This window comes from Streptomyces wuyuanensis, from assembly GCF_900103455.1.
GTDB classification, from domain to species: domain Bacteria; phylum Actinomycetota; class Actinomycetes; order Streptomycetales; family Streptomycetaceae; genus Streptomyces; species Streptomyces wuyuanensis.
The window spans coordinates 638,154-659,174 of sequence record NZ_FNHI01000001.1 but is presented as its reverse complement, the minus strand read 5'-3'; the positions used below and the strand labels follow the sequence as shown (position 1 = coordinate 659,174).

General features: G+C 73.7%; 18 protein-coding genes. 12 read left to right on the top strand and 6 right to left on the bottom strand.

The window, feature by feature from the left end; genetic code table 11:
• Nucleotides 1-328: 328 nt before the first annotated feature.
• Nucleotides 329-1,126 (bottom strand): class I SAM-dependent methyltransferase, encoded by a 798-nt coding sequence (locus tag BLT82_RS02765; protein WP_244291800.1) that lies wholly within the window; start codon nucleotides 1,124-1,126, stop codon nucleotides 329-331.
• Nucleotides 1,127-1,187: 61 nt separating this feature from the next.
• Nucleotides 1,188-1,499, bottom strand: a complete 312-nt coding sequence (locus tag BLT82_RS02760) for a DUF5955 family protein (protein ID WP_093652132.1) — start codon at nucleotides 1,497-1,499, stop codon at nucleotides 1,188-1,190.
• Between the two features lie 400 nt (nucleotides 1,500-1,899).
• Between BLT82_RS02760 and BLT82_RS02755 the strand changes: the two genes are divergently transcribed.
• The 3 genes from BLT82_RS02755 to BLT82_RS02745 all read left to right on the top strand — a co-directional run bounded on the left by BLT82_RS02755 (nucleotide 1,900) and on the right by BLT82_RS02745 (nucleotide 5,518).
• Nucleotides 1,900-2,511: a nucleotidyltransferase family protein gene (locus BLT82_RS02755; RefSeq protein ID WP_208867651.1), complete on the top strand. Its 612-nt coding sequence runs from the start codon at nucleotides 1,900-1,902 to the stop codon at nucleotides 2,509-2,511.
• A gap of 362 nt (nucleotides 2,512-2,873) precedes the next feature.
• Nucleotides 2,874-4,496, top strand: coding sequence for a malate synthase A (gene aceB, locus BLT82_RS02750; RefSeq protein ID WP_093652131.1), 1,623 nt, complete (start codon nucleotides 2,874-2,876; stop codon nucleotides 4,494-4,496).
• 416 nt (nucleotides 4,497-4,912) lie between these two features.
• Nucleotides 4,913-5,518, top strand: a complete 606-nt coding sequence (locus tag BLT82_RS02745) for an arsenate reductase/protein-tyrosine-phosphatase family protein (RefSeq protein ID WP_280142441.1) — start codon at nucleotides 4,913-4,915, stop codon at nucleotides 5,516-5,518.
• A gap of 106 nt (nucleotides 5,519-5,624) precedes the next feature.
• Here the strand turns inward: BLT82_RS02745 and BLT82_RS02740 are convergent, their stop codons facing one another.
• Nucleotides 5,625-7,451 carry a DUF4012 domain-containing protein gene (locus BLT82_RS02740; protein ID WP_093652129.1) on the bottom strand — a complete coding sequence of 609 codons (1,827 nt, stop codon included), beginning with the start codon at nucleotides 7,449-7,451 and terminating at the stop codon, nucleotides 5,625-5,627.
• Between the two features lie 42 nt (nucleotides 7,452-7,493).
• Nucleotides 7,494-8,135, bottom strand: a complete 642-nt coding sequence (locus BLT82_RS02735) for a sugar transferase (RefSeq protein WP_167745942.1) — start codon at nucleotides 8,133-8,135, stop codon at nucleotides 7,494-7,496.
• A 200-nt stretch (nucleotides 8,136-8,335) separates the two neighbouring features.
• Between BLT82_RS02735 and BLT82_RS02730 the strand changes: the two genes are divergently transcribed.
• The 9 genes from BLT82_RS02730 to BLT82_RS02695 all read left to right on the top strand — a co-directional run bounded on the left by BLT82_RS02730 (nucleotide 8,336) and on the right by BLT82_RS02695 (nucleotide 18,739).
• On the top strand, nucleotides 8,336-9,334 hold the full coding sequence (locus BLT82_RS02730; RefSeq protein ID WP_093652239.1) for a UDP-glucuronic acid decarboxylase family protein: 999 nt from the start codon (nucleotides 8,336-8,338) through the stop codon (nucleotides 9,332-9,334).
• Nucleotides 9,335-9,393: 59 nt separating this feature from the next.
• Nucleotides 9,394-10,257 carry a WecB/TagA/CpsF family glycosyltransferase gene (locus BLT82_RS02725; protein ID WP_244291799.1) on the top strand — a complete coding sequence of 288 codons (864 nt, stop codon included), beginning with the start codon at nucleotides 9,394-9,396 and terminating at the stop codon, nucleotides 10,255-10,257.
• Complete coding sequence (locus BLT82_RS02720) at nucleotides 10,254-11,591, top strand: glycosyltransferase family 4 protein (RefSeq protein WP_093652126.1); 1,338 nt, start codon at nucleotides 10,254-10,256, stop codon at nucleotides 11,589-11,591. The genes BLT82_RS02725 and BLT82_RS02720 overlap by 4 nt, the downstream gene beginning before the upstream one ends.
• A gap of 99 nt (nucleotides 11,592-11,690) precedes the next feature.
• Nucleotides 11,691-12,929: a glycosyltransferase family 4 protein gene (locus BLT82_RS02715; protein WP_093652125.1), complete on the top strand. Its 1,239-nt coding sequence runs from the start codon at nucleotides 11,691-11,693 to the stop codon at nucleotides 12,927-12,929.
• Nucleotides 12,923-14,128, top strand: coding sequence for a glycosyltransferase family 4 protein (locus BLT82_RS02710; protein ID WP_244291798.1), 1,206 nt, complete (start codon nucleotides 12,923-12,925; stop codon nucleotides 14,126-14,128). Before BLT82_RS02715 ends, BLT82_RS02710 begins: the two co-directional genes overlap by 7 nt.
• On the top strand, nucleotides 14,115-15,002 hold the full coding sequence (locus tag BLT82_RS02705) for an FkbM family methyltransferase (protein WP_093652124.1): 888 nt from the start codon (nucleotides 14,115-14,117) through the stop codon (nucleotides 15,000-15,002). Before BLT82_RS02710 ends, BLT82_RS02705 begins: the two co-directional genes overlap by 14 nt.
• 133 nt (nucleotides 15,003-15,135) lie before the next feature.
• Complete coding sequence (locus BLT82_RS02700; protein WP_143041468.1) at nucleotides 15,136-15,978, top strand: FkbM family methyltransferase; 843 nt, start codon at nucleotides 15,136-15,138, stop codon at nucleotides 15,976-15,978.
• Between the two features lie 68 nt (nucleotides 15,979-16,046).
• Nucleotides 16,047-17,126 carry a glycosyltransferase family protein gene (locus tag BLT82_RS37020; protein WP_167745941.1) on the top strand — a complete coding sequence of 360 codons (1,080 nt, stop codon included), beginning with the start codon at nucleotides 16,047-16,049 and terminating at the stop codon, nucleotides 17,124-17,126.
• Nucleotides 17,123-18,739 carry an oligosaccharide flippase family protein gene (locus BLT82_RS02695; protein ID WP_167745940.1) on the top strand — a complete coding sequence of 539 codons (1,617 nt, stop codon included), beginning with the start codon at nucleotides 17,123-17,125 and terminating at the stop codon, nucleotides 18,737-18,739. The genes BLT82_RS37020 and BLT82_RS02695 overlap by 4 nt, the downstream gene beginning before the upstream one ends.
• On the opposite strand, the gene BLT82_RS02690 is transcribed toward BLT82_RS02695, so the two are convergent.
• A complete protein-coding gene (locus tag BLT82_RS02690; RefSeq protein ID WP_093652121.1) occupies nucleotides 18,740-19,501 on the bottom strand; it encodes an FkbM family methyltransferase in 762 nt (253 codons plus the stop codon).
• 18 nt (nucleotides 19,502-19,519) lie between these two features.
• Complete coding sequence (locus BLT82_RS02685; RefSeq protein WP_143041467.1) at nucleotides 19,520-21,013, bottom strand: O-antigen ligase family protein; 1,494 nt, start codon at nucleotides 21,011-21,013, stop codon at nucleotides 19,520-19,522.
• Nucleotides 21,014-21,021 lie beyond the last annotated feature (8 nt).

Below are 21,021 nucleotides of genomic sequence, written 5' to 3'. Positions count from 1 at the left end.
AGGGCCGGCCACGGTCGCGCGTCCCGCGCGCGATACACCCGCGCCCTTGCGGGCGGTCGCCGCACCCCGCCCGGCCACCCGGCTTCGACGAGGGCGTCGGCCGCGAGGAGACCCAGGGCGTGCGAGGCGAGAGGGGGCTTTCCCCGGTGAACAGCTTCCGGTCCTGGAGGGTCCTGCCGGTCATGTCGTCGCTGACGACGTTCAGCCGCTGCTTGCCCAGCAGATCGGCGACCAGCCACGGCAGACGGCCCGAGGTGAACCACCGCAGAAGGACGCAAAGCAGTGCGTCATTTGGTGTGATGCGACGCGGGGCGCCCCGCGGGGCGGCTCACGCCCGGCGCCGCGCCACCACCATTGCGCAGCGCGGGGTGCCGTCGGAACGTCGCCCGAGACCGTCGAGGGGCGTCAACTCCACGTCGAAACCGGCCTGTCGGAGTTCGGTGAGCACCTCGCCGAGCGGGAACGTGCGGTAGTACATGACGAAGCGGGGCCGCCACACGCGGTTGCGTACGCGCATCACGGTGTCGAAGCCGAGCATCGCCCAGTACGGCAGGGTCCCGAAGTGCGGCGGTGCGCCGACGGGGAAGGCGAAGACCCCGCCGGGGCGGAGTGCGGAGTGGACCTGGGCGAAGAGCCCGGGGCGCTCCTGGGGCAGGAAGTGCCCGAAGGCGCCGAAGCTCACCGCCAGGTCGAAGACCGGACGGAAGGGCATGGCGCGGACATCGGCGCGGACCCAGCCCGCGCCGGGGTGGGCGCGCCGGGCCTCGCGCAGCATCCCGGCGCTGAAGTCGACTCCGACGACCCGCTCCCCGCAGAGTTCGCGCAGCACTCGCGCGCCGGCCCCCGTACCGCAGCAGACGTCCAGCCCGTGGCGGAAGGGGCCGAGAGCCCGCAGCGCGCCCGCCGTCTCGTCGAGGATGCGGTCCGGGGTACGGAAGGGGGTCAGATCGAACTTGGGCGCGAGCAGGTCGTACCCGCGCTCGACCGACGACAGTGCCTGTACGGCGAGTTCGCGGAGGGTGGGGCCTGGGGAGTGAACATCGGCTTCCAGCCTAAGGGCTTGCAGGGAATCAAGGTGTTGCTTCCCTGCAAGCCCTTGGTGTCGACGAGAAGGCCCACCCGCCATGGCGCCGCCGATCCAACCGGCACGCGCGGCGGGCCGCAGAGGCCTCCCGCGTGCCGGGTCCTCAGGTCTTCGGCTCGCCGAACAGCTCGACCGCGTTCCGTACGTTCGTCAGTCCGGCCGCCAGCGCGCTGACCGAGCCCACCGCGCCCGCGATCAGCAGCAGGGACCGGCGGAGCCGCCGGATCTCCGGCACACCGCTCAGCGCCATCGCGTCCATCGCCGCCAGTTCGTCCTCCGCGATCCCGCGGTCGGCGAACTCGGCCGGATGGCAGGCGAGTTCGCGCCGGAGCCGGGAGACGGCGGCACGCAGCTCCGTCACTCTCGGGTCCTCGCCGCTCTCCGTCTTCCGCGTCTGCCCCACGCTCCGCAACAAGTTCTGCCCCCTCGCACGTCGGTGTGCTGCCCGGTGAACGACCCGCCGGACGGTGGTCGAACGCCTGGGGTCGCGGGCCAGTTAACGCCATTCCGTAGGCGCTCCGCCACTCCGCGGTACGAAATTCAGCTCGACGTGTCCCCTTCCCGCGCCTCGCGCCGCTCGGAGCGGCGCCGCCGGCCTGCCCGTCCCCGCCCACCGGGGCACGCCGGCCCCGCGCGTCGCGGGCGTGCCCCGGCGCGCCCAGCGTCCTGCGGTCCTGCGCCCTGCGACGGGGTGGCCCGGCGCGCCCGCACCCCGTCACGGACACCCGCCCCGGGGGCGTGGACTCCGGTACCGGAACGGCACACGGCCCGAGGTCGTCGCACCGGAGTGCCGCCCGATGGGGTAAGCAGGGAGCATGTCTCACACTTCAGACAAGCCGCAGGTCGCGGGGCTGGTGCTGGCAGCGGGCGGGGGCCGCCGGCTGGGCGGCCGCCCCAAGGCGCTGCTGGAGCACCGCGGGCGCCCCCTGGTGGAGAACGCGGTACGGGTCCTGCGGGCCGGCGGCTGCCGGTCCGTGCACGTGGTCCTGGGCGCGGCGGCGGACGAGGTGCTCCGGCGGGCCGACCTCACGGGCTGCGCCGTGTCCGTGAACCCGGACTGGGAGGAGGGGATGGGCTCCTCGCTGCGCGTGGGCCTGGCGTCGCTCGCCTCCGCGGGCGGGGGCCGGGACGCGGCCCTGGTGTCGCTGGTGGACCAGCCCGGAATCGGGGCCGCGGCGGTGGCCCGGGTCGTGGCCGCCTGCGACTCGCCGTCCGCGCTGGTGTCGGCCGCGTACGGCGGCCGCCGGGGGCATCCGGTGCTGTTCGGAGCCCGCCGGTGGGAGGCGGTCGCGGAGCGCGCCACGGGCGACCGGGGCGCCCGGGACTACCTGGCGGACCACGAGAAGGAGATCGCGCTCGTCGAGTGCGGTGATGTGGCGGAGGCGTACGACATCGACACACCGGAGGACCTGGAGCGCCTCGAGTGAACCGCGCGAGGCAGGGCGCCCGGAACCCGTCGCCTCGCGCCCGCGGCCTCGCCCCTCACCTGGCCGCCGACTCGCAGCGCGCCCGTCGCCCCGTGGCGCGAACGCCACGCGCGTCGCGTCGCGTCGCGTCGCGTGAAGAACCTGGCACCGAGCGCCACGATATGTCGAGGGGAAGAATCTCGACATCAACAAACCATTGAACTTCCACCATGCGGTAACTACTATCCACTGATCAGAAGCGCCCGCCCCATCGAACGGCGCCCACGGCCGTGTCGCAGAGGCCCTGGCACCGAGTGCCACTCCGCTGTGCCCCCGCGGCCGCCCGCACCGCCCGTGAAGCTCGCTGAAGGAAGTGACAGCTCATGTCCGCACCAGCGCCGTCGCCGCTGGCCGTCGTCGAAGCCGAACCACTGCCCCGGCAGGAGGAGGTGCTGACCGACGCGGCGCTCGCCTTCGTGGCGGAGCTGCACCGGCGGTTCACCCCCCGGCGTGACGAGCTCCTGGCCCGTCGCGCCGAACGCCGCGCCGAGATCGCCCGCACCGGCACGCTCGACTTCCTCCCGGAGACCGCGCGGATCCGCGAGGACGCCGACTGGAAGGTCGCCCCCGCCCCGGCCGCGCTCGACGACCGGCGCGTCGAGATCACCGGGCCGACCGACCGCAAGATGACCGTCAACGCCCTGAACTCGGGCGCGAAGGTCTGGCTCGCCGACTTCGAGGACGCGTCGTCGCCCACCTGGGAGAACGTCGTCCTCGGTCAGCTCAATCTGATCGACGCCTACGAGCGCCGCATCGACTTCACCGACCCGCGCACGGGCAAGTCGTACGCCCTGCGGCCCGCGGAGGAGCTCGCCACCGTCGTGATGCGCCCCCGCGGCTGGCACCTGGACGAGCGCCACCTGCTGGTCGACGGCCGCCCGGTCCCCGGTGCGCTGGTCGACTTCGGGCTGTACTTCTTCCACAACGCCCACCGGCTGATCGACCTCGGCAAGGGCCCGTACTTCTACCTCCCGAAGACGGAGTCCCACCTGGAGGCCAGGCTCTGGAACGACGTGTTCGTCTTCGCCCAGGACCACGTCGGCATCCCGCAGGGCACCGTCCGCGCCACCGTGCTGATCGAGACCATCACGGCCGCGTACGAGATGGAGGAGATCCTCTACGAGCTCCGCGACCACGCGGCGGGCCTCAACGCGGGCCGCTGGGACTACCTCTTCTCGATCGTCAAGAACTTCCGCGACGGCGGGGCCAAGTTCGTCCTCCCGGACCGCAACGCGGTGACGATGACCGCGCCGTTCATGCGCGCGTACACCGAACTGCTCGTCCGCACGTGCCACAAGCGCGGCGCGCACGCCATCGGCGGCATGGCGGCCTTCATCCCGTCCCGCCGGGACGCCGAGGTGAACAAGGTCGCCTTCGAGAAGGTCAAGGCCGACAAGGACCGCGAGGCCGGGGACGGCTTCGACGGCTCCTGGGTCGCCCACCCGGACCTGGTGCCCATCGCCATGGCCTCCTTCGACGCGGTGCTGGGCGACAGGCCGAACCAGAAGGACCGCCTCCGCGAGGACGTGCACGTCACGGCCGCCGATCTCATCGACATCGCGTCGCTGCACGCGCACCCCACGTACGAGGGCCTGCGCAACGCCGTGCAGGTCGGCATCCGCTACATCGAGGCCTGGCTGCGGGGACTGGGCGCCGTCGCGATCTTCAACCTGATGGAGGACGCGGCCACGGCCGAGATCTCGCGTTCGCAGATCTGGCAGTGGATCAACGCCGGGGTCGTCTTCGAGAACGGCGAGACGGCGACTCCCGAGCTGGCGCGCAGGGTCGCGGCAGAGGAGCTGGCCGCGATCCGCGAAGAGGTCGGCGAGGAGGCGTTCGCGGCGGGCAAGTGGCAGCAGGCCCACGACCTGCTGCTGCACGTCTCGCTCGACGCGGACTACGCCGACTTCCTGACCCTGCCGGCGTACGAGCAGCTGGCCGGCTGACCGCCCGCCGTCACGACCCGCCGCCCCCTGGCACCGCACAGCGCCAGGGGGCGGCGGGCCGCCTGCGCAGCGGACCGTCGTCCGGCTCGGAGGCGACGGCCGGGGGGCCGGGCAGCGTGACCGGAACCACACCGTCCGCCGGTTATGCCCGGAACAATCCCCTGAGGTTGACCGTTCATCTAACCGTGGCTGCGGAGGGGACAGTGTCCCCGGGCCCCACCCATTGCCCATGGGGAAGATCGTTCGGCTGAAGCCCCATGGAGCCTTTCGCCGAGAGGCGACCACCCTCCGCAGCCCCGCACACGGCCCCGGTCGGTCCCCCCGCCGACCGGGGTCTTCCCCTTTCCGGCCGCCCGCGCCGCCTCGCCCGGCGAGGCGCACGGCGGAACGGCCACGGCGGGCAAGATAATTCCGCCGTGCTCCATTCCCCTTCCGCGCCGGACCCGGAACGGGTGGTCCGGCCCTTTCGCGTGCTCGTCGTCTGCACGGGCAATCTGCACCGCTCACCGCTGGCCGAACGCCTGCTCACAGCCAGACTCGCCGCCTCGCCCGGATCGTTCGAGGTGAGCAGCGCGGGCACCGTCGGGACCACGGGGACCCCCATGGACCCCGTCGCCGCGTCCCTTCTCGTCGAACTGGGCGGCGATCCCCGCGGCGCACTCGCCCGCCGGCTGACCACGGCCCAAGTGGAGGACTCCGACCTGGTCCTGGGCGCCGCGGCGGAACACCGCGAGGCGGTCGTGCGGCTCTCCCCGCTGTGGGCACTCCGGCGTGCCTTCACCTTGCGGGAGTTCGCCCGGCTGCTGAGACCGGAGGACGCCGCGGGCGTGGCTGACCCCGCCGGGCGGGCCGCGGCGCTGGTCGAAGGGGCTGCGGAACGGCGGGGCAACACGGGCCGCGCGGACGACGACGACGTGGCCGATCCGCACGGCGCCCCTCCCGAGACGGCCCGGGAGGTGGCCCGGCGGATCGCCGAGCCGGTGGAACGCATCGCCGCCGCCGTACTGTCCGCCTGCCGCTGACCCGGCGGCCGCGCCGCCCTCCCGCCGCGGCTCCCCCACCACCGAGGGAGCCGCGCCTCGACGACCGGCCGGCCGTCCTCGCCCGCCCGGCCGCAGGACCGGAGGGTCAGTCCTCGCACGGACGGGGCTGCCGTGCCGTGACCTTCAAGGGCTGCACGAGTTGCTGGTTCAGCAGCAGCGGCAGGCGGTCCGAGGGGCGCTCGACGAGCTTCAGCACCAGGGTGCGCGTGGCGCCGCGGGGCAGCTCCATGTCGACCGTGTAGACCGGGTGGCCGCGTTCGACCATCTGGTTGAGCATGGCGGGCCGGCCGTCCACCGTCGCCTTCGCCAGCCGCGCTCCCTCGGTCGCGTAGTACGAGACCAGCAGGCGGTTGTCGCCGGGCCGGGTCCGGTAGGGCGGATGGTCCACCCGCTGGGTGACGTAGCCGGGAAGACCCGAGCCCGGCGCCCTGTTCGTCAGCGCCGCGGTCACCGTCACCTCGCGTCCGTCGGCCGTGCACCGCCCGGCTTTCCAGTCCATGCGCCGGTCCAGGTAGTAGTCGAGCTTGGTGCCGGCCGCGTTGTTGACGACCAGTCCGGCGAACGGCGCGGGACCGTCGGGCAGGACGCCGCCGAAGGGGTGCGACGCCAACTCCCGCTGCTCGGACGGATGGGCGCTCCAGACCTTGACCCGCCCCTCCCGCAGCTGGCCGCGCAGCGCCGCGAACAGCGCGGAGCGCCGCGCCGGGTCGTCGGCACTGCCCAGCAGCACCTGGGACGTGGCGCGCGCGACGTCGAGGAAGTACGCCTTCCGCTCCACCGTGTCCGGGAAGGCCGCGTAGCTGGTGCGCTCGGTCAGGTCGACCACGTTGGCAGCGGTGACGGCGGATCCGTCGGGGAGCCTCGCGGGGCCCGCCGCGGTGAGCAGCCCCGCCAGCGCGCCGGGATCGAGGGCGAAGGCGCCGTCCAGCTCCTGGCCGCTGTGCTCCCGCCACATGGCGCTCCAGATGCGCGCCGCGTGCGGGAAGTGCGGACTCACGTTGGAGTTGACCCAGACGCCGGTGGGCGCGTGGCGGCCGTACATCGCCTTGTACTCGGCTCCCAGGTCGACGGACGCGCGGACCTTCCCCAGCTCGCTGTCGTTGCCGAAGCGTTCGAATCCCAGATGGCCGCGGTCCGCGGTGAGGATCGCGAACGCGCCGGGCAGCCCGCCGGTCCCGCGCGCCTCCGCCGTGTTCTCGAAGACCACCAGGTACCGCCGCGGGCTCTTCTCGCCGAGCATGGACGGCATCACCCGCGCCGCGGTCGCGGCCTCGACCGTGGCCGGGACGATGCGCTCGAGCTGTTCGGCGAGCCGCGCCCGGGCCCGGTCGACGGCCGGCAGCCAGGTGCTCCGGGGCAGACCGGCCACGTCGGTGCGTACGTCGGAGGCGCTGCGCGAGGCCTCGTGGAGGGCGGGAGCGGCACGGCGCAGTGCGGAGAGGTCGAGGTGCCCGCCGTCCGCCCCTGCACCGGCGACGAGTTCGCCGGCCGTGTCCGCCAGCGGCGACAGCACGTCGCGGGCCAGCCGGTCGGCCGCCTCCGCCGCCCCGCGCACGGTACGGACGGGACCGCCGAGGACCGGCGTGTGCGCGGCGGCGTACCAGGCCGGACCGGTGGTGAGGCGGTGCGCTCCGGCCGCCCGGGCGGCCGCCTCCCGCACGGCGTCCTCGGGGGTGTCCGCGGCCCGCCCGGCCGGCGAGCCGGGGGCGGCTTGGTGGCGCAGGGATTCCAGGTTCCGCTGGGCGGCGAGCAGTTCGTGGCGGGCGAGGACGCCGGTGACGACGATCCAGACGGCGCCGGCCAGGATCAGCCCCGCGGCGGCGCACGTCGCGGCCAGGGCGGGCCGGCGGCGGCACCACCGCCCCGCCCTGGCCGCGTGGCGCAGTGCGAAGCCTTGTTCCGGACGCGGCATTCGCGTCTCCCTCCGTCGGGCAGCGGTGTGTCGCACGCCGTGTCAGTAGGCGCCGTCGCCGCGCGCGACGGCGGGCAGCGTGCGCACGAGGATGTTCAGGTCCATACGGATCGACCAGGCGCGTACGTACTCCAGGTCGAGCCGGAGCGCTTCCTCCCAGCCGAGGTCGGACCGTCCGCCGATCTGCCACAGCCCGGTGAGACCGGGCCGGACCAGCAGCCGGCGCCGGGCCTCCTCGGTGAAGGCGGAGTCCTCCACCGGCAGCGGCCGCGGGCCCACCAGCGACATCTGCCCCATCAGCACATTGACCAGTTGGGGCAGTTCGTCCATGGACCAGCGGCGCAGCCAGCGGCCGGTCGTGGTGATCCGGGGGTCCTCACGGATCTTGAACAGGTGTCCGTCGGACTCGTTGCGGGCGCCGAGCGCGGCCCTCATCCCCTCCGCCCCGGCGTGCATGGTCCGGAGCTTCAGCACCTCGAACTCCCGGCCGTGCCGGCCCGTGCGCTTCTGCCGGAACAGGACCGGGCCCGGCGAGTCCGCCTTCACCGCGACGGCCGCCACGAGCAGCAGCGGCGAGAGCAGCAGGAGCAGCACGGCGGCCCCCACCACGTCGATGGTCCGTTTGACGGCCAGACGTCCGGTCTTCGGCCGTCCGGGCCACGCGTGACCGTGAGCGGCCGTCACTGCGACGGGTGAAGCGGCCCCGTCCCCCTCTTCAACTGAACGGGGGAAAGTTGCCCATCGCGGAGGCATATTCAGTCACCTCACGTCTCGAATAGTCGATAACCGACAAATAGATGCAAACACGATGTCGGGGCAGGCCTCGGCAATGACACATCACCTTGCCGCCGCCGACCCGCGACGTGGCGGTCGAGAGGACCTTCATGCGTGCTGTAGTGACGGGTGGGGCCGGGTTCATCGGCTCCCATCTGTGCGAGCGCCTGCTCGCCACAGACCACTCCGTGCTGTGCGTGGACAACCTCGTGACGTCCAGCGAGGACACCATCGCCCACCTGATGGACGACCCGCGCTTCCGGTTCGAGTGCCGGGACGTCACCGCGGGCCTGAGCGTCAGCGGACCGGTGGACGCCGTGTTCCACCTGGCCTCACCCGCCTCTCCCGCGGACTACCTGAGGCTGCCCCTGGAGACGCTGCGCGTGGGATCGGCCGGCACCTGGCACGCACTGGACCTGGCCGCCGACAAGGGCGCCCGGTTCCTGCTGACGTCCACCTCCGAGTCGTACGGAGACCCGCAGGTGCACCCGCAGCCGGAGAGCTACTGGGGGCACGTCAACCCGGTGGGCCCCCGTGCGGTGTACGACGAGGCGAAGCGCTTCGGCGAGGCCCTGACGACGGCGTACCGCAGGGAACGCGGCGTGGACGCGAAGATCGTGCGCATCTTCAACACCTTCGGGCCCAGGATGCGGCCGGACGACGGCCGGGCGATCCCCACGTTCATCCGCCAGGCCCTGCGGGGAGAGCCGATCACGGTCACCGGGGACGGCAGCCAGACCAGGTCGCTGTGCTACGTGGACGACCTGGTCGACGGGCTGATGCGGATGATCGGCAGCAGCCACGGCGGCCCGGTCAACCTCGGCAACCCCCACGAGATCACGATGCTCGAACTGGCCCAGTGGATCAGCAAGCTCAGCGAGTCCCCGTCCGAGATCGTGCTGGTCCCCCGGCCGCAGGACGATCCCGGAAAGCGCCGTCCCGCCATCGCGCTGGCCCGCGAACTGCTGGACTGGAACCCCACGACACCGGTGGAGCACGGCCTCCGCGAGACCATCAAGGACTTCCGCCGCCGCATCGACTTCGACGACTTCGGCACCACGCCCCGGCGGCACCCCGTCACCGTGGTGAACGGCACGGCCCGTCGATGACGGCGGTCGGCGAAACGGCGAGCGGCACAGCCTCCGTCCCCGTCGTCTCGTGTCTGGGCGTGCCCGTCACGGCGCACACCCGTGAGGGCGCCGCCCGCCGGGTGGTGCACCGCGCCCTGCACACCCGGGAGGCACGCGAGGCGCACCGGGCGGCAGAGGCCGGCGCAGCCGCCGTCGCCCCCGCGGGGAGCGACGTGCACCTGTGCAACGCCTACACGCTCGCGCTGGGCGACCGGGACCCGGCGCTGCTCAGGACCCTCCGGTCGGCGTTCCTCAACCTCGCCGACGGGCAGCCGGTGGTCTGGGCGAACCAACTCCTCCACCGGGGCACGGCGCTGCCGCGCAGGCGCGTCTACGGCCCCGACCTGATGCTGGACGTCTTCTCCATGAGCCAGGGCACGGGGCTGCGCCACTACCTGCTGGGCTCCACACCCGAGGTGCTGGCCGCGCTGCAGCGCGAACTGCGGCGCCGCTTCCCCCGGGCCGTGCTCGCCGGTTCCTGTTCCCCGCCGTTCCGGTCGCTGACCGCCCAGGAGCTGCGGGACCAGGAGGAGGACATCCGCGCACGCGGGGCCGACATCGTCTGGGTGGGTCTCGGCACCCCGCTGCAGGACCACCGGGCCGCCGAGCTCAGCGCCGCGCTGCCGGTGGTGACCGTGGCGGTGGGCGCCGCGTTCGACTTCATCGCGGGCAGCAAGCGGCAGGCGCCGTCCTGGATGCAACAGGGCGGACTGGAGTGGCTGTTCCGGCTGGGCTGCGAGCCGCGCCGGCTGTGGCGGCGCTATCTGTTCGGCAACGCCCGCTTCGTCGGGGGCGTCGTCCGGCAGGCGGCCCTCCGGCCGGCTCCGCGGGCGTCCGCCCCGCCGGCGCTGCCTTCGGACGTCGGAACAGGACTCACCGGCAGGCGGGAGAGGGCGCGTTGACGGCTCCGACCGGCGAGGCCCCGGACGTACGCCCCCGGCACGACGTCCCACCCCCCGCCCCCGCCGCGCGGGCGCTGCGCATCGTGCTGGCCTCGTACGCGTGCGACCCGAGCCGCGGCACCGAGCCGGGCATGGGCTGGGCCTGGGCCGAGGCACTGGCGCGGCGCGGGCACACGGTCGAGCTGCTGACCCGCCCCCACGGCGGCAACACGGAGCACATCGGCAGGCGCATCGAGGCCCTCGGCGCGGTGGGGCGGCGGATCAGGACCCACGTCGTCCCCACCCCGCCCCGGCCCTGGTGGGTGCGTGTGCTGCCGGGCTTCCTGCGCGCCCAGGCCCTGGAGTTCGTCCACTACGACGGATGGCAGCGGCGGGCGCTCGCACACGCGCGTGCCAACGGGCTGGACCGTGCCGATCTGGTGCACCACGTCTCGTACGGCTCGCTCGTGGGCGGCAGCGCGCTGCGGCGGCTCGGACCGCCGCTGGTGTTCGGCCCCGTGGGCGGCGGGCAGACCGCGCCGCACAGCCATCGCCGCTGGCTGGGACCCGCCTACTTCCAGGAGATGGTGCGGGAGTTGCTGTGGGTGCGGGGCATGAGCCTGCGTCCGACGTGCCGCGCGACGCTCCGCGAGGCGGCTCTGGTCCTGACCACCAATCGCGACACGGCGCGACGGGCCCGCCGGCTGGGCCGCGCCGATCCCCGACTGGTCCTGAGCGACGGCGTGCCCGACGCGTTGCTGCGCGAGCCCCGGCGGGAACCGCCGGAGGCGCGACGACGCCCCCCGACCGTGCTGTGGGTCGGACGGCTCACCGCCATCAAGGCCCCGGAGCTGGCCCTGAGAGCGTTCGCGCACCTCTCGGCCCGCGTTCCCGGCGCCCGACTCGTGGTGCTCGGGGACGGTCCGCTGCGCGGTGACCTCGAACGGCTCACGGAACGGCTGGGGGTCGCCGGGTCCGTGTGCTTCCGGGGCCGGCTGCCCTGGAAGGAGACGCTCGGCGCGTACGACGACGCGGACGTGCTGCTCTTCACCAGCCTCCGGGACTCCTTCGGCGTGCAGAACCTCGAGGCGTGGGCACGCGGGCTGCCGGTGGTGCATCTCGACCACCAGGGAGTCGGGGACTTCTCCGCGCCGGGCTGCGCGGCTCCCGTGCCGCTGGGCGACCCCGCGGACCTCCCCCAGCGCCTCGCCCACGCTCTCGCCGGAGTGCTCACCGACGAGGAGGTCCTCCGCCGTTCGGCCGAGGCCGGGCCGCGGTGGGCCCGGCAGCACACCTGGACCTCGAAGGCGGAGCTCGCCGAGCGGCTGTACGAAGCCGTACTGGCCCGTCGCTGACGCGCCGGCGGTCCCCGTCGGCCGCGGCCGGCGCTCCTCCGCCACTCCGCCCACCGAAACAGCAACCGCCCACCCGCAACCGAAAGAGCAGCACAGCGCATGCCAGCACAAGAGGAAACCCGTCCCGGTACGGGCACTCCCCCGAGCAACCCGGCGGCCTACCGCGTGGCGCTGGTGCACAGCTTCTACTCCTCGCGCCGGCCGAGCGGGGAGAACGCCGCGGTGCTCGACCAGGCGGAGGCGCTGCGCGCCGCCGGGCACGACGTCACCCTGGTCGCCGCCCACACCGACGCTCTGGAGACCGAGCGGGGCTACACCCTGCGTGCGGCGGTCCGGGTCGCCACGGGCCGCGGCCGGTCGCCGCTCGCCGACCTCCGCCGGCTCGACCCCGATGTGGTGCACGTGCACAATCTCTTTCCCAACTTCGCCACCGACTGGCTGGACCGCTGGCCGGGCGCGGTGGTCGCCACGCTCCACAACTACCGGCCGGTGTGCGCGGCCGCCACGCTCTTCCGGGACGGGAAGGTGTGCACCGCGTGCCCCGACGGCGACCGGTGGACCGGGCTGCGGCACGGGTGCTACCGCGGCGGCCGCGGCGCGACGCTCCCCCTCGCCTGGGCCGGCCGGCGCGGGGCCGCGGCCCATCCCCTGCTGCGGCGCGCCCAGCGGCTGGTGGCGCTCTCCGAGCGGAGCCGGGACCTGTACCTGCGGTTCGGCGTGCCGCCGGAAAAGCTGGCCCTGCTGCCCAACTTCGTCGCGTGCGGGAGCCCGGCCGCCCCGGAGGACCGGACCGCGCCGGCCCCGGGCGCGGGCACGCGATGGGTGTACGCGGGCCGGCTGAGCGAGGAGAAGGGCATTCTGCCCCTGCTCCGGAGCTGGCCGGAGAGCGAACCCCTCGATGTGATCGGCTCCGGACCGCTGGAGCCGGCCTGCAGGGAAGCCGCGCCCGGCGGGGTCAGGCTGCTCGGCACGCTCTCGCGCCGGGAGATCGCCGCCCGGCTGCCCCGCTACACGGGTCTGGTCTTCCCCAGCGCCTGCCCCGAGTCCGCCACGGCCCTGGTCTGCCAGGAGGCGCTGGCGGCAGGAGTGCCCGTGCTGGCCCTCGCGGGATCGGCGGCGGCGGACAGCGTGCGCAGGGACGGTACGGGGTCGGTCTACGGCGGCTCCGACGAACTGCCGTACGCCCTCGCGGCGGCCCGCGACCGCTTCCCCCTGCTGCGCGAGCGCTGCCGCCGGGTGCACGCCGAGCGGTACAGCGCACGGTCCTGGACGGCCGGCATGGAGGCCGTGTACGCACAGGCCCTGTCGCGGGCCGGCGTCGCGGAGCCGGCGTGCTGACCGCCGAGGGCACCCGGCGCCGCGTGGTCGTGGTGCAGCCGTACGTCCCGGGCTACCGCACGTCCTTCTTCGACCTTCTGCAGGCCCGTCTGGCGTCCGAGGGCGTGGATCTGGAGGTGCTGCACGGACCCGCACCCCCGCACCAGGCCGAACGCGGGGACGCCGCCTCCTGCGCATGCGCGGCCCAGGTCCCCACCCGGCGTCTTCCCGTACCCGGCGGGCGGTCCCTGCTCTGGCGCCGGGTGCAGGGCCGGGCGGCCGGCGCGGACCTCGTCGTACTGGAGCAGGCGCTGCACAACCTGGAGGCGTACCCCCTGTTGCTCCGGTCGGCGGGCCGCCCGGAGCACGCCCCCCGGGTCGCGTTCTGGGGGCACGGCCGGACCTACACCAAGCCGCCGAGCCGTCTGGGAGCCGTCGTGAAGGGCGCGCTGACCCGGCTGGGATCCTGGTTCTTCGCCTACACCGAGAGCGGAGCGGCGCACGTCGCCTCGCGGGGATTCCCCCGCGACCGGATCACCGTGGTGCGCAACTCCGTCGACACCGCGGACCTCGTGGCCTCGCGCGCCCGGGCCGCGCGGCCGGGGACCGCGGAGTTCGCCGAGGCCGCGCTGCTGCGGAAGCGGTACGGCCTGACCGAGGGGCGCACCGCCCTCTTCCTCGGCGGGCTGGACGCGCCCAAGCGGATCCCGTTCCTGCTGGACTGCGCCGACCGCATCGCCGCCGAACTCCCGGGATTCCGGCTGCTGGTGGCGGGCGACGGCGCGGACCGGCGTCTCGTCGACGCCGCCGCGAACCGGCCCGGCAGCCCGGTGGTCGCGGTCGGCCACACGGCCGGTGCGAGGACCGCGCCGCTCGGGGCGGTCAGCGACGTGATGCTGATGCCGGGCCGGGTCGGACTCTGCGCGGTGGACTCCTTCGCCCTGGGGACGCCCGTGGTCACCACGGACTGGCCCTGGCACGCCCCCGAGTTCGAGTATCTGACCGACGGCCGAAACGCGCTGGTCGCACCGGACGACCCCGCGGCCTACGTCGGCGCCGTGACCGCGCTGCTGCGCGACCCCGCACGGCTGGAGGCCCTCCGCACGGCATGCCGGGACGACGTCCCGGCGTACACGACGGAGGGCATGGCGGCGCGTTTCTGCGACGGGCTGCTGCAGGCGATGGAACGAGACCAAAGGAATCCCCATGCAGGTACATGAAGCCGGCCTCCTCGGCCGGACCGCCAAGGCCGCGGCGCCCCAGCTGTGCCGGCTGGCGAGCAGCCGGCGCATCCGCCAGGGGACCCGTCTGCTGGAGGTCTACCTGGAGATCCTCCAGGGACGGGGCGCCGGGACCGGCTGGGACCTTCACGGCGAGATCGTCGCGGCGCGGCGCTGCCTCCGGGGCGTCGACGCCCCGGTGATCTTCGACGTGGGCGCCAACTACGGCCAGTGGTCCGCCGGGCTGCGCACCGCCCTCGGCGGGCGGACCGGCCGCTTCTTCCTGTTCGAACCGCAGCCGGCGTGCCAGTCGGCGCTGGCGAGGGCGCAGGTCCCGAACCAGGTGGTCATTCCGGCGGCCGTGAGCGACGAGGAGGGCTCGGCGACCATCTTCGCCGACGCCCCAGGCTCGGGCGTGGCGTCCGTCCACCGGCGCAGGGACTCCTACTTCGGCGATATGACGGCTCATCAGGAGAAGGTGCCGGTCACCACCATCGACCGGGAGGTGGAGCGGTGGGGGATCGAGCGGATCGATCTGCTGAAGCTCGACATCGAAGGGGCGGAGTTCCAGGCGCTGCGCGGAGCGGCCGGCAGTCTCGGGGACGGGAAGGTGACGACCATCGCCTTCGAGTTCGGCTCGGCCAACGTGTACTCCCGCACCTTCTTCCGCGACTTCTGGGACCTCCTCTCCCCGCTCGGCTACCGCCTGTGGCGCATCTGCCCGGGCGGCCTCCTGCTGCCCGTGCGGGAGTACACCGAGGAGCTCGAGCACTTCCGCGGGGTGAGCAACTACGTGGCGTCCCTGAGAACGCCCGAGACCCGCACTCCGCGCACACCCGCCGGCCGGAAGCGGGCGGAGCCCGTCGCCGGATGACGCCCGGCCCGGTGCCGTGGAGAGTCCGCCGCCCACCGGGTCACTGGTGCCGAGGAGTGAAGCGGTCGGGAAGAACACCGACACTTCGGCGTTGGCCGCGGATCTCCGCGGCCGCTGCCGTACGTTGACCCGCGTGACAGTGCACGACACCTTGCGTAGTGCCCGCGATTCGCTGTTCCGGTTCCCCGGTGTGCAGCGGGCCGTCCGACTCGCCACGATGCGCGGCTGCGTGCCGAACGCCGTATGGAAGCGCCTGCACCCCACCGGCGTATGGACGCTGCGCGCCCCGGACGGCAGTGGGTTCCGCTACGCCAGCGACGCCGACGACATTCTGGCCCGCAGCCTCATCTGGACGAACATGCGCCACTGGGAGGAGACCACCCACCCGGTCTTCTTCGACCTCGCCCGCAACGCCCGGGGGTTCGTGGACATCGGCGCCTTCTCCGGCATCTACACCCTGCTGGCCTGCCGGGCCAACGCGCGCCTCCGGGCCGTCGCCGTCGAACCCAATCCGGCCGCGATGCGCAAACTGCGCCGCAACATCGAGGTCAACCGCCTCCAGGACCGGGTCGTCCTCGTCGAGAAGGCTCTGTCCAGCGCCCGCGGCCGCGCGGTCCTCGGGATCCCGGCCGACACCACCGCCGCCTCCCTGCTCGCGGCGGAGCCCTCGAACGCCACGGTGGAAGTCGAGGTCACCACCGGGGACGACGCGATCGGGGACCTTCCCGTCGATCTGGTGAAGATCGACGTCGAAGGGCTGGAACCCGAGGTGCTGAGCGGCATGAGCCGCACGATCTCGGCCCACCGTCCGACGATCATCGCCGAGTGCCTCGACGGAACCGCCCTGGAGAGGCTGCGCGGGGCCGTCCTCGAACTCGGCTACCGGCAGATCCGCCACCTCGGGAGGGACGGAGTGGTGCCGGCCCCGCCCGGATTCGTGCCACCGCCGCGGTACGCCAACTTCCTCGTGGACTGACGTTCCCGGCCTGTCGAAGACGCCGCAGGAGGTCCGTGGCGACGGTGACCTGGACGCGAGGAGCACAAGTGAGCGCACCGGTGGTGCTGCACCTCAACAACGAGACCGAGCTGACGCGGCGCAGCCGGTTCACCGGCGCCTTCCGGAGACTGCAGGCCGAAGGACACCTCAGTCACGTACCGGCCGCGCCACGGGCCGAACTGCTCCGCGGTGGGCACCGGGCCGCAGTCGAATCGCTGGAGGCCACGGTCGTCCAGTCCCGACCCGACGTGGTCTTCGTCCAGTCTCCGCACGGATTCCCCTTCTCCGACGAGGAGATCGCCCGGCTGCTCCGGCTGGCGGGCTCACCTCCCGTGGTGTACCAGGAGGGCGACGCGTGGGGCGGCAACAAGCGGCTTCCCGCGTCCAGCCGCTCGTGGCTCCGCGCGGCGGACGCCGTGTTCAGCGTCGCCGGAGGCACGCAACTGGCCATGCTGCGGCGCATCGCGCGCAAGCCGGTCCGCTACGTGCCGCACACCCTGCCGCTGGACTGCTTTCCCGAACAGGACCAGCCCGCTCCACCGGGCGACGCAGCCGTGTTCGACGTGGTGACGATCGGCAACAGCGTGGTGCGGGCCCGGATCCTCCCCCGCCTGCCGGGCGCAGGCGAGCGGGTCCGGGTCGTCCGCGGGCTGGGACGCCTGGGCTGCCGGCTCGGCGTGTTCGGCTCGGGTTGGCACGGTCCGCACGCCCGGGGCCCGGTCCCCTTCGAGCGCCAGATCGCCGTCCTCCGCTCCGCGCGGATGAGCGTGGGATGGGACCACTACGGGCGGTACCCCGGGTACTTCTCCGACCGGCTGCCGATCTCCGGGGCCGCGGGCCGCGTCCACGTCGGCCAGGGCCGGCCCGGGATGGAATGGCTGCCCGGTCCGCAGGACGGGCTGCACCTCATGCGCACTCCCCGGGAAGCGGTGGACCGCGTGGGGGACCTGCTGCGCGAGGAGCAGCACGAGCTGGACTCCGCCGCGGAGCGACTGCGCCGCTGGGTGCGCTCGCGCCTGACCGATCTGCACTCCGTCCAGTTCATGCTGGGCGCGTTCCTGCCGCTGCCTTCGCCGCCCGCCGACCCGTGGCAGCGGATCGCTGCCCAGGAGGAACACCGGGGGTGAGGATCGACGGCGGCCCGGCGGGTGGAGCGCGGACGGGGAAGGGGACCGCCCTCCCCGGTGAGGAGCGTCCGCACTCCCACGCGGTGGTCAGCGGGACGCTGTGGAACTACTCGGCGGCCGTCGTGGCGTCCCTCCTCCAGCTCGGCTACACGGCCTACACCGGACGCGCCGTCAGCGCCGCGGCCTTCGGGGCCTTCGCGTCCGCCCTGTCCATCACCCAGCTGCTGGGCTACTTCGCCAACGCCGGACTCGCCACGACCGTGCTGCGTTCGCGAGAGCTCACGCGCGGACTGCTGGTGGCGACGGTCCGGCTGGGCCTGCTCAGCGGACTCGTGTGCTTCGCCCTCGTGCAGGCGACGGCCCCGCTGTGGGCCGAGGTGTGGAACGCCCCCGAGACGACGGGGCTGTTGCGCGTGCTGGGCCTCCAGTTCCTGTTCCTTCCCGTGGGAGCGGTGAGCGCCGCCGGCTTGCGGCGGCTGCAGGCGCAGCGGGCCGCGGTCCTGGTCGAGACCGGGGCGCTGGCCGCCGGGCTGCTGACGGGAACCCTGCTCCTGGCGGCCGGCTGGAACCCGCTGGGCCTGGCCGCCACCTCGGTGACCACCCAGCTGGGCATCGCGGTCCTCGCCGGCGTGCTGGTCGCCCGGCGGCTGCCGCCGCCGGGCGGCCGGGCCGGCGGCCGGCCCGGCCGGTACCGCGAACTCGCGGGATCCTCCGGGTTCCTGGCCGGACACCAGCTCGCCCAGTACGTCACGAACACGGTGCCGCTGTGGGCGGCCGGGGCGATGCTCGGTCCTGTCGCGGCCGGGTACTACTCGCGGGCGACACTCTTCACCGGGCTGCTCCTCACCACGCTCGCGGCCGGCCTGACCCGTGTCACGACCCCCGCCCTCACCAGGGTGCGTACGCAGGCGCCGGAGCCGTCGCCTGAGACGCGCCCGCCCGGAGGCCGGGAGGAGCCCGCCGTCCGCCGCGCGGCGACCGACGTCCTGCTCGCGGCCTCCGCGCTGTCCTTCCTGCCGTTCGCGTTCCTCGCCGGGGCCGGGTCCGGCGCGCTGCGACTGCTCCTGGGACCCGGCTGGGACGAGGCGGCCGCGCTGGTGCCCCCGCTGTGCCTCTTCTCCGCCGTCGCCGTCGTGTACGCGGTCGGGCTCTCCGTGGACACGGTGTGCGGCTCCCACCGCCGGATGGCGGCCGCCCAGGCCGCGGCGGCGGTCGTGACCCTGGCGGGGGCGGTGGTGGCCATCGCCGGAGGCAGCCTCACCCTGCTGGCCCTGGCCGCCCTGGCAGGTCAACTGGGCGGTCTCGCGGTGCAGATGTGGAAGTGGCGCGGTCACGGCGTGGTCGAGGCACGTCGTCTGTGGGTCGGCTACGCGGTGCACGCGGCCCTGGGGCTCGCGGCGTACGCTGCGGGAGCCGCGCTGTCCCGGACGGCCGCCGGCCTGCCCTGCCCGGCCGTCCTGCCGGTGCTGCCGGCCGTCGGGCTCGCCGTGGTCCTCTGCCGCCCGCTGCGCACCCGGCTTCCGCTGTACACGGTGGCGGCCGCCCGTGGTCTGCTCCCCCTCCGGGTACCGGACCTCCGCCGCGGCCGGACCACCCGGCCGCAGGCGCACTGATCAGCGCCCGGGTGCCGCTTCCGGCCGCCTCGACTGCTCCCGGTCGCGGAGGAACACCACGTCGCACTGGAGCATCTGGCCGGTCCGGCGGTCGGTGAAGCCGGGCACCACCGCCATCAGGGTCAGGCCGTAGCGCCGTTGCGCGGTGTCCATCACCTGGTGCAGCAGGGGACCGCCTTCGTACAAGGGGACGCAGGACGCCTCCAGTTGCAGTCCGCAGCATCGTCGCGCGAGATCCTCGGCCCCCCTCAGGACGGCTTCCTCGTAGCCCTGGACGTCCAGCTTGACGAAGACGCGGTCCTCGGGCTCCGCCAGCTGCGGCCAGAGGTCGTCGAGGCGGTACTGCTCGGCCTCCTGGCGGCCCACGTACCGGGAGTCCGGGCACGCCTCGGCGTGCCGCGGCAGCATGGGCAGTACGGAACTGCTCAGTCCGCTGTTTCCGGCCACGTTCAGGGTGACGGAGGTCCGCTCGTCGCCGACGGCGTACGGGAACACGGTCCACAGCGGGTCCGCGGCCGCCCGGCGGCGCAGCGCCTCGAACGGTCCGCGCAGCGGTTCGAAGGACACGATGCGTCCTCGGTACCCGAATCGCCGCAGGTTGTGCCCGTACTGACCGCGGTTCGCCCCAACGTCCAGCACCACGTCGGCGCCGGAATGACGCAGCAGCCGCACCGTGCGGTAGTCGTAGGAGCACTCCGGAAACCGGTTCACGTCGAATCCGAAGCGCTGCACGGCCTTGCGGGCCCGGTGGAGAAGAGTCACCCGCCCATTGTGATCGACTTATGTCTGCTTTGTCACTGATAGCGATGTTTTACACGCCGTGCCCTCACGGGTTCCGCCGGTCTCCGACGGGGCTGCGCCCTCCTGCTCCACGACGGCGGATCGGCCGGGCGGCTCGGGACGCGGCACGGGTGCCACGGGGGCGGGAGCGCCGGGCGCCGGCGCCGGCGGGAGTCCGTCGGCCGACCGGAGCCGCGCCTGCCACAGACAGAACCCGAGCAGCACCGCCTGCTCCGGGAACGCCGAGTAGGACACGAACAGCACCAGCTGGCCGACCATCACGACACGGAGGGCCAGGGTCGCGGTGCCACCGCGCGCGAGCCGCCTCCAGGTCCGGACGTAGACGACGAGCAGCGCCAGCAGCCCCACCAGTCCGAGCCGCAGCATGATGTGCAGGTAGTAGTCGTGCGGGGACACCGTGACGAGACCGCCCCCGATGAACCGCTCGTACCCCGACCCGAACGGCGCGCCGACCAGCCATTGGGCGAAGGTCCGCGGGGCCTCGAGCAGATCCTGCCAGCCGAGCATCCGCCACACGAAGGTGCTGCGGGTGCCCTGCGTCTCCTTGAACGAGTCCGTCAGGGAACCGCCGATCGCACCGAAGGCACCGGCGGCGTAGAGCAGCGCCGCCAGGGAGAGCGCGAGCGCTCCCGCGCCCGCCGACACGAAGCGCTGTCCGCCGCGCGCGGGACGCAGCACCCACCAGGCCAGCCCCATCACCGCCGTGGCCACCCAGACCGTCCGGTGCTGGAGCAGTACCACGAGAACGAGGAACAGGAAAGCCGTCAGATGTCTGCCGTTCAACCGCAGTCCGCCCGCCGGGCCGCCGCGGTCCGGCACACCGGCGGCCGGCGGGGCGGGTGCACCCGGAGCCAGCAGCAGCATCGCGGCCTGGGCCAGGACCAGTGCCGCGGCGGCCGGCACCGGCCGGGAGTCCACCGTCACACCGTCGACGGCGAGATGGGCGTTCGCCGCATGCAGTCCGCGGTCCGCCCAGCCGGCCACACTGAGCAGCGCGTACGCAGCCGCGGTGGCCAGCCAGGCCCGGGTGACGATCCGGCTCAGGGAGGCGCTCAGCGGTGCGGTGGCCAGGTACAGGGTGATGGCGAGGAAGTGCCAGAAGTACGTCCGGGAGTCGTTGCCCGCGGCCTGCAGTCCGAAGGCGGCCGCCCCGCGGAGGGTGGACCAGGCAGTGAGAACGACCATGGCCAGCAGGGCCGCCAACCCGGCGTGGGACTTCAGGTTGCGGCGGGGCACGCGCATCAGGGCGACGGAGATCGCGCACACGTCCAGGATGTCGGTCGGGTACACGCGAACGCCGACGTCGAGGGCGGCCGTCTGCCCCCCGGCGACGACGACCCAGACCTGGGTGCCCAGCAGCAGTCCGATCGCGATCCCGCAGTGCCGGGCGAAGACCCACAGCAGCAGCCCGACGAGCGGAAGCGCCGTGAGCAGCATCAGCAGGGTCTGCGGGTCAACGGGTAGGGGTCGCACCGTGATCC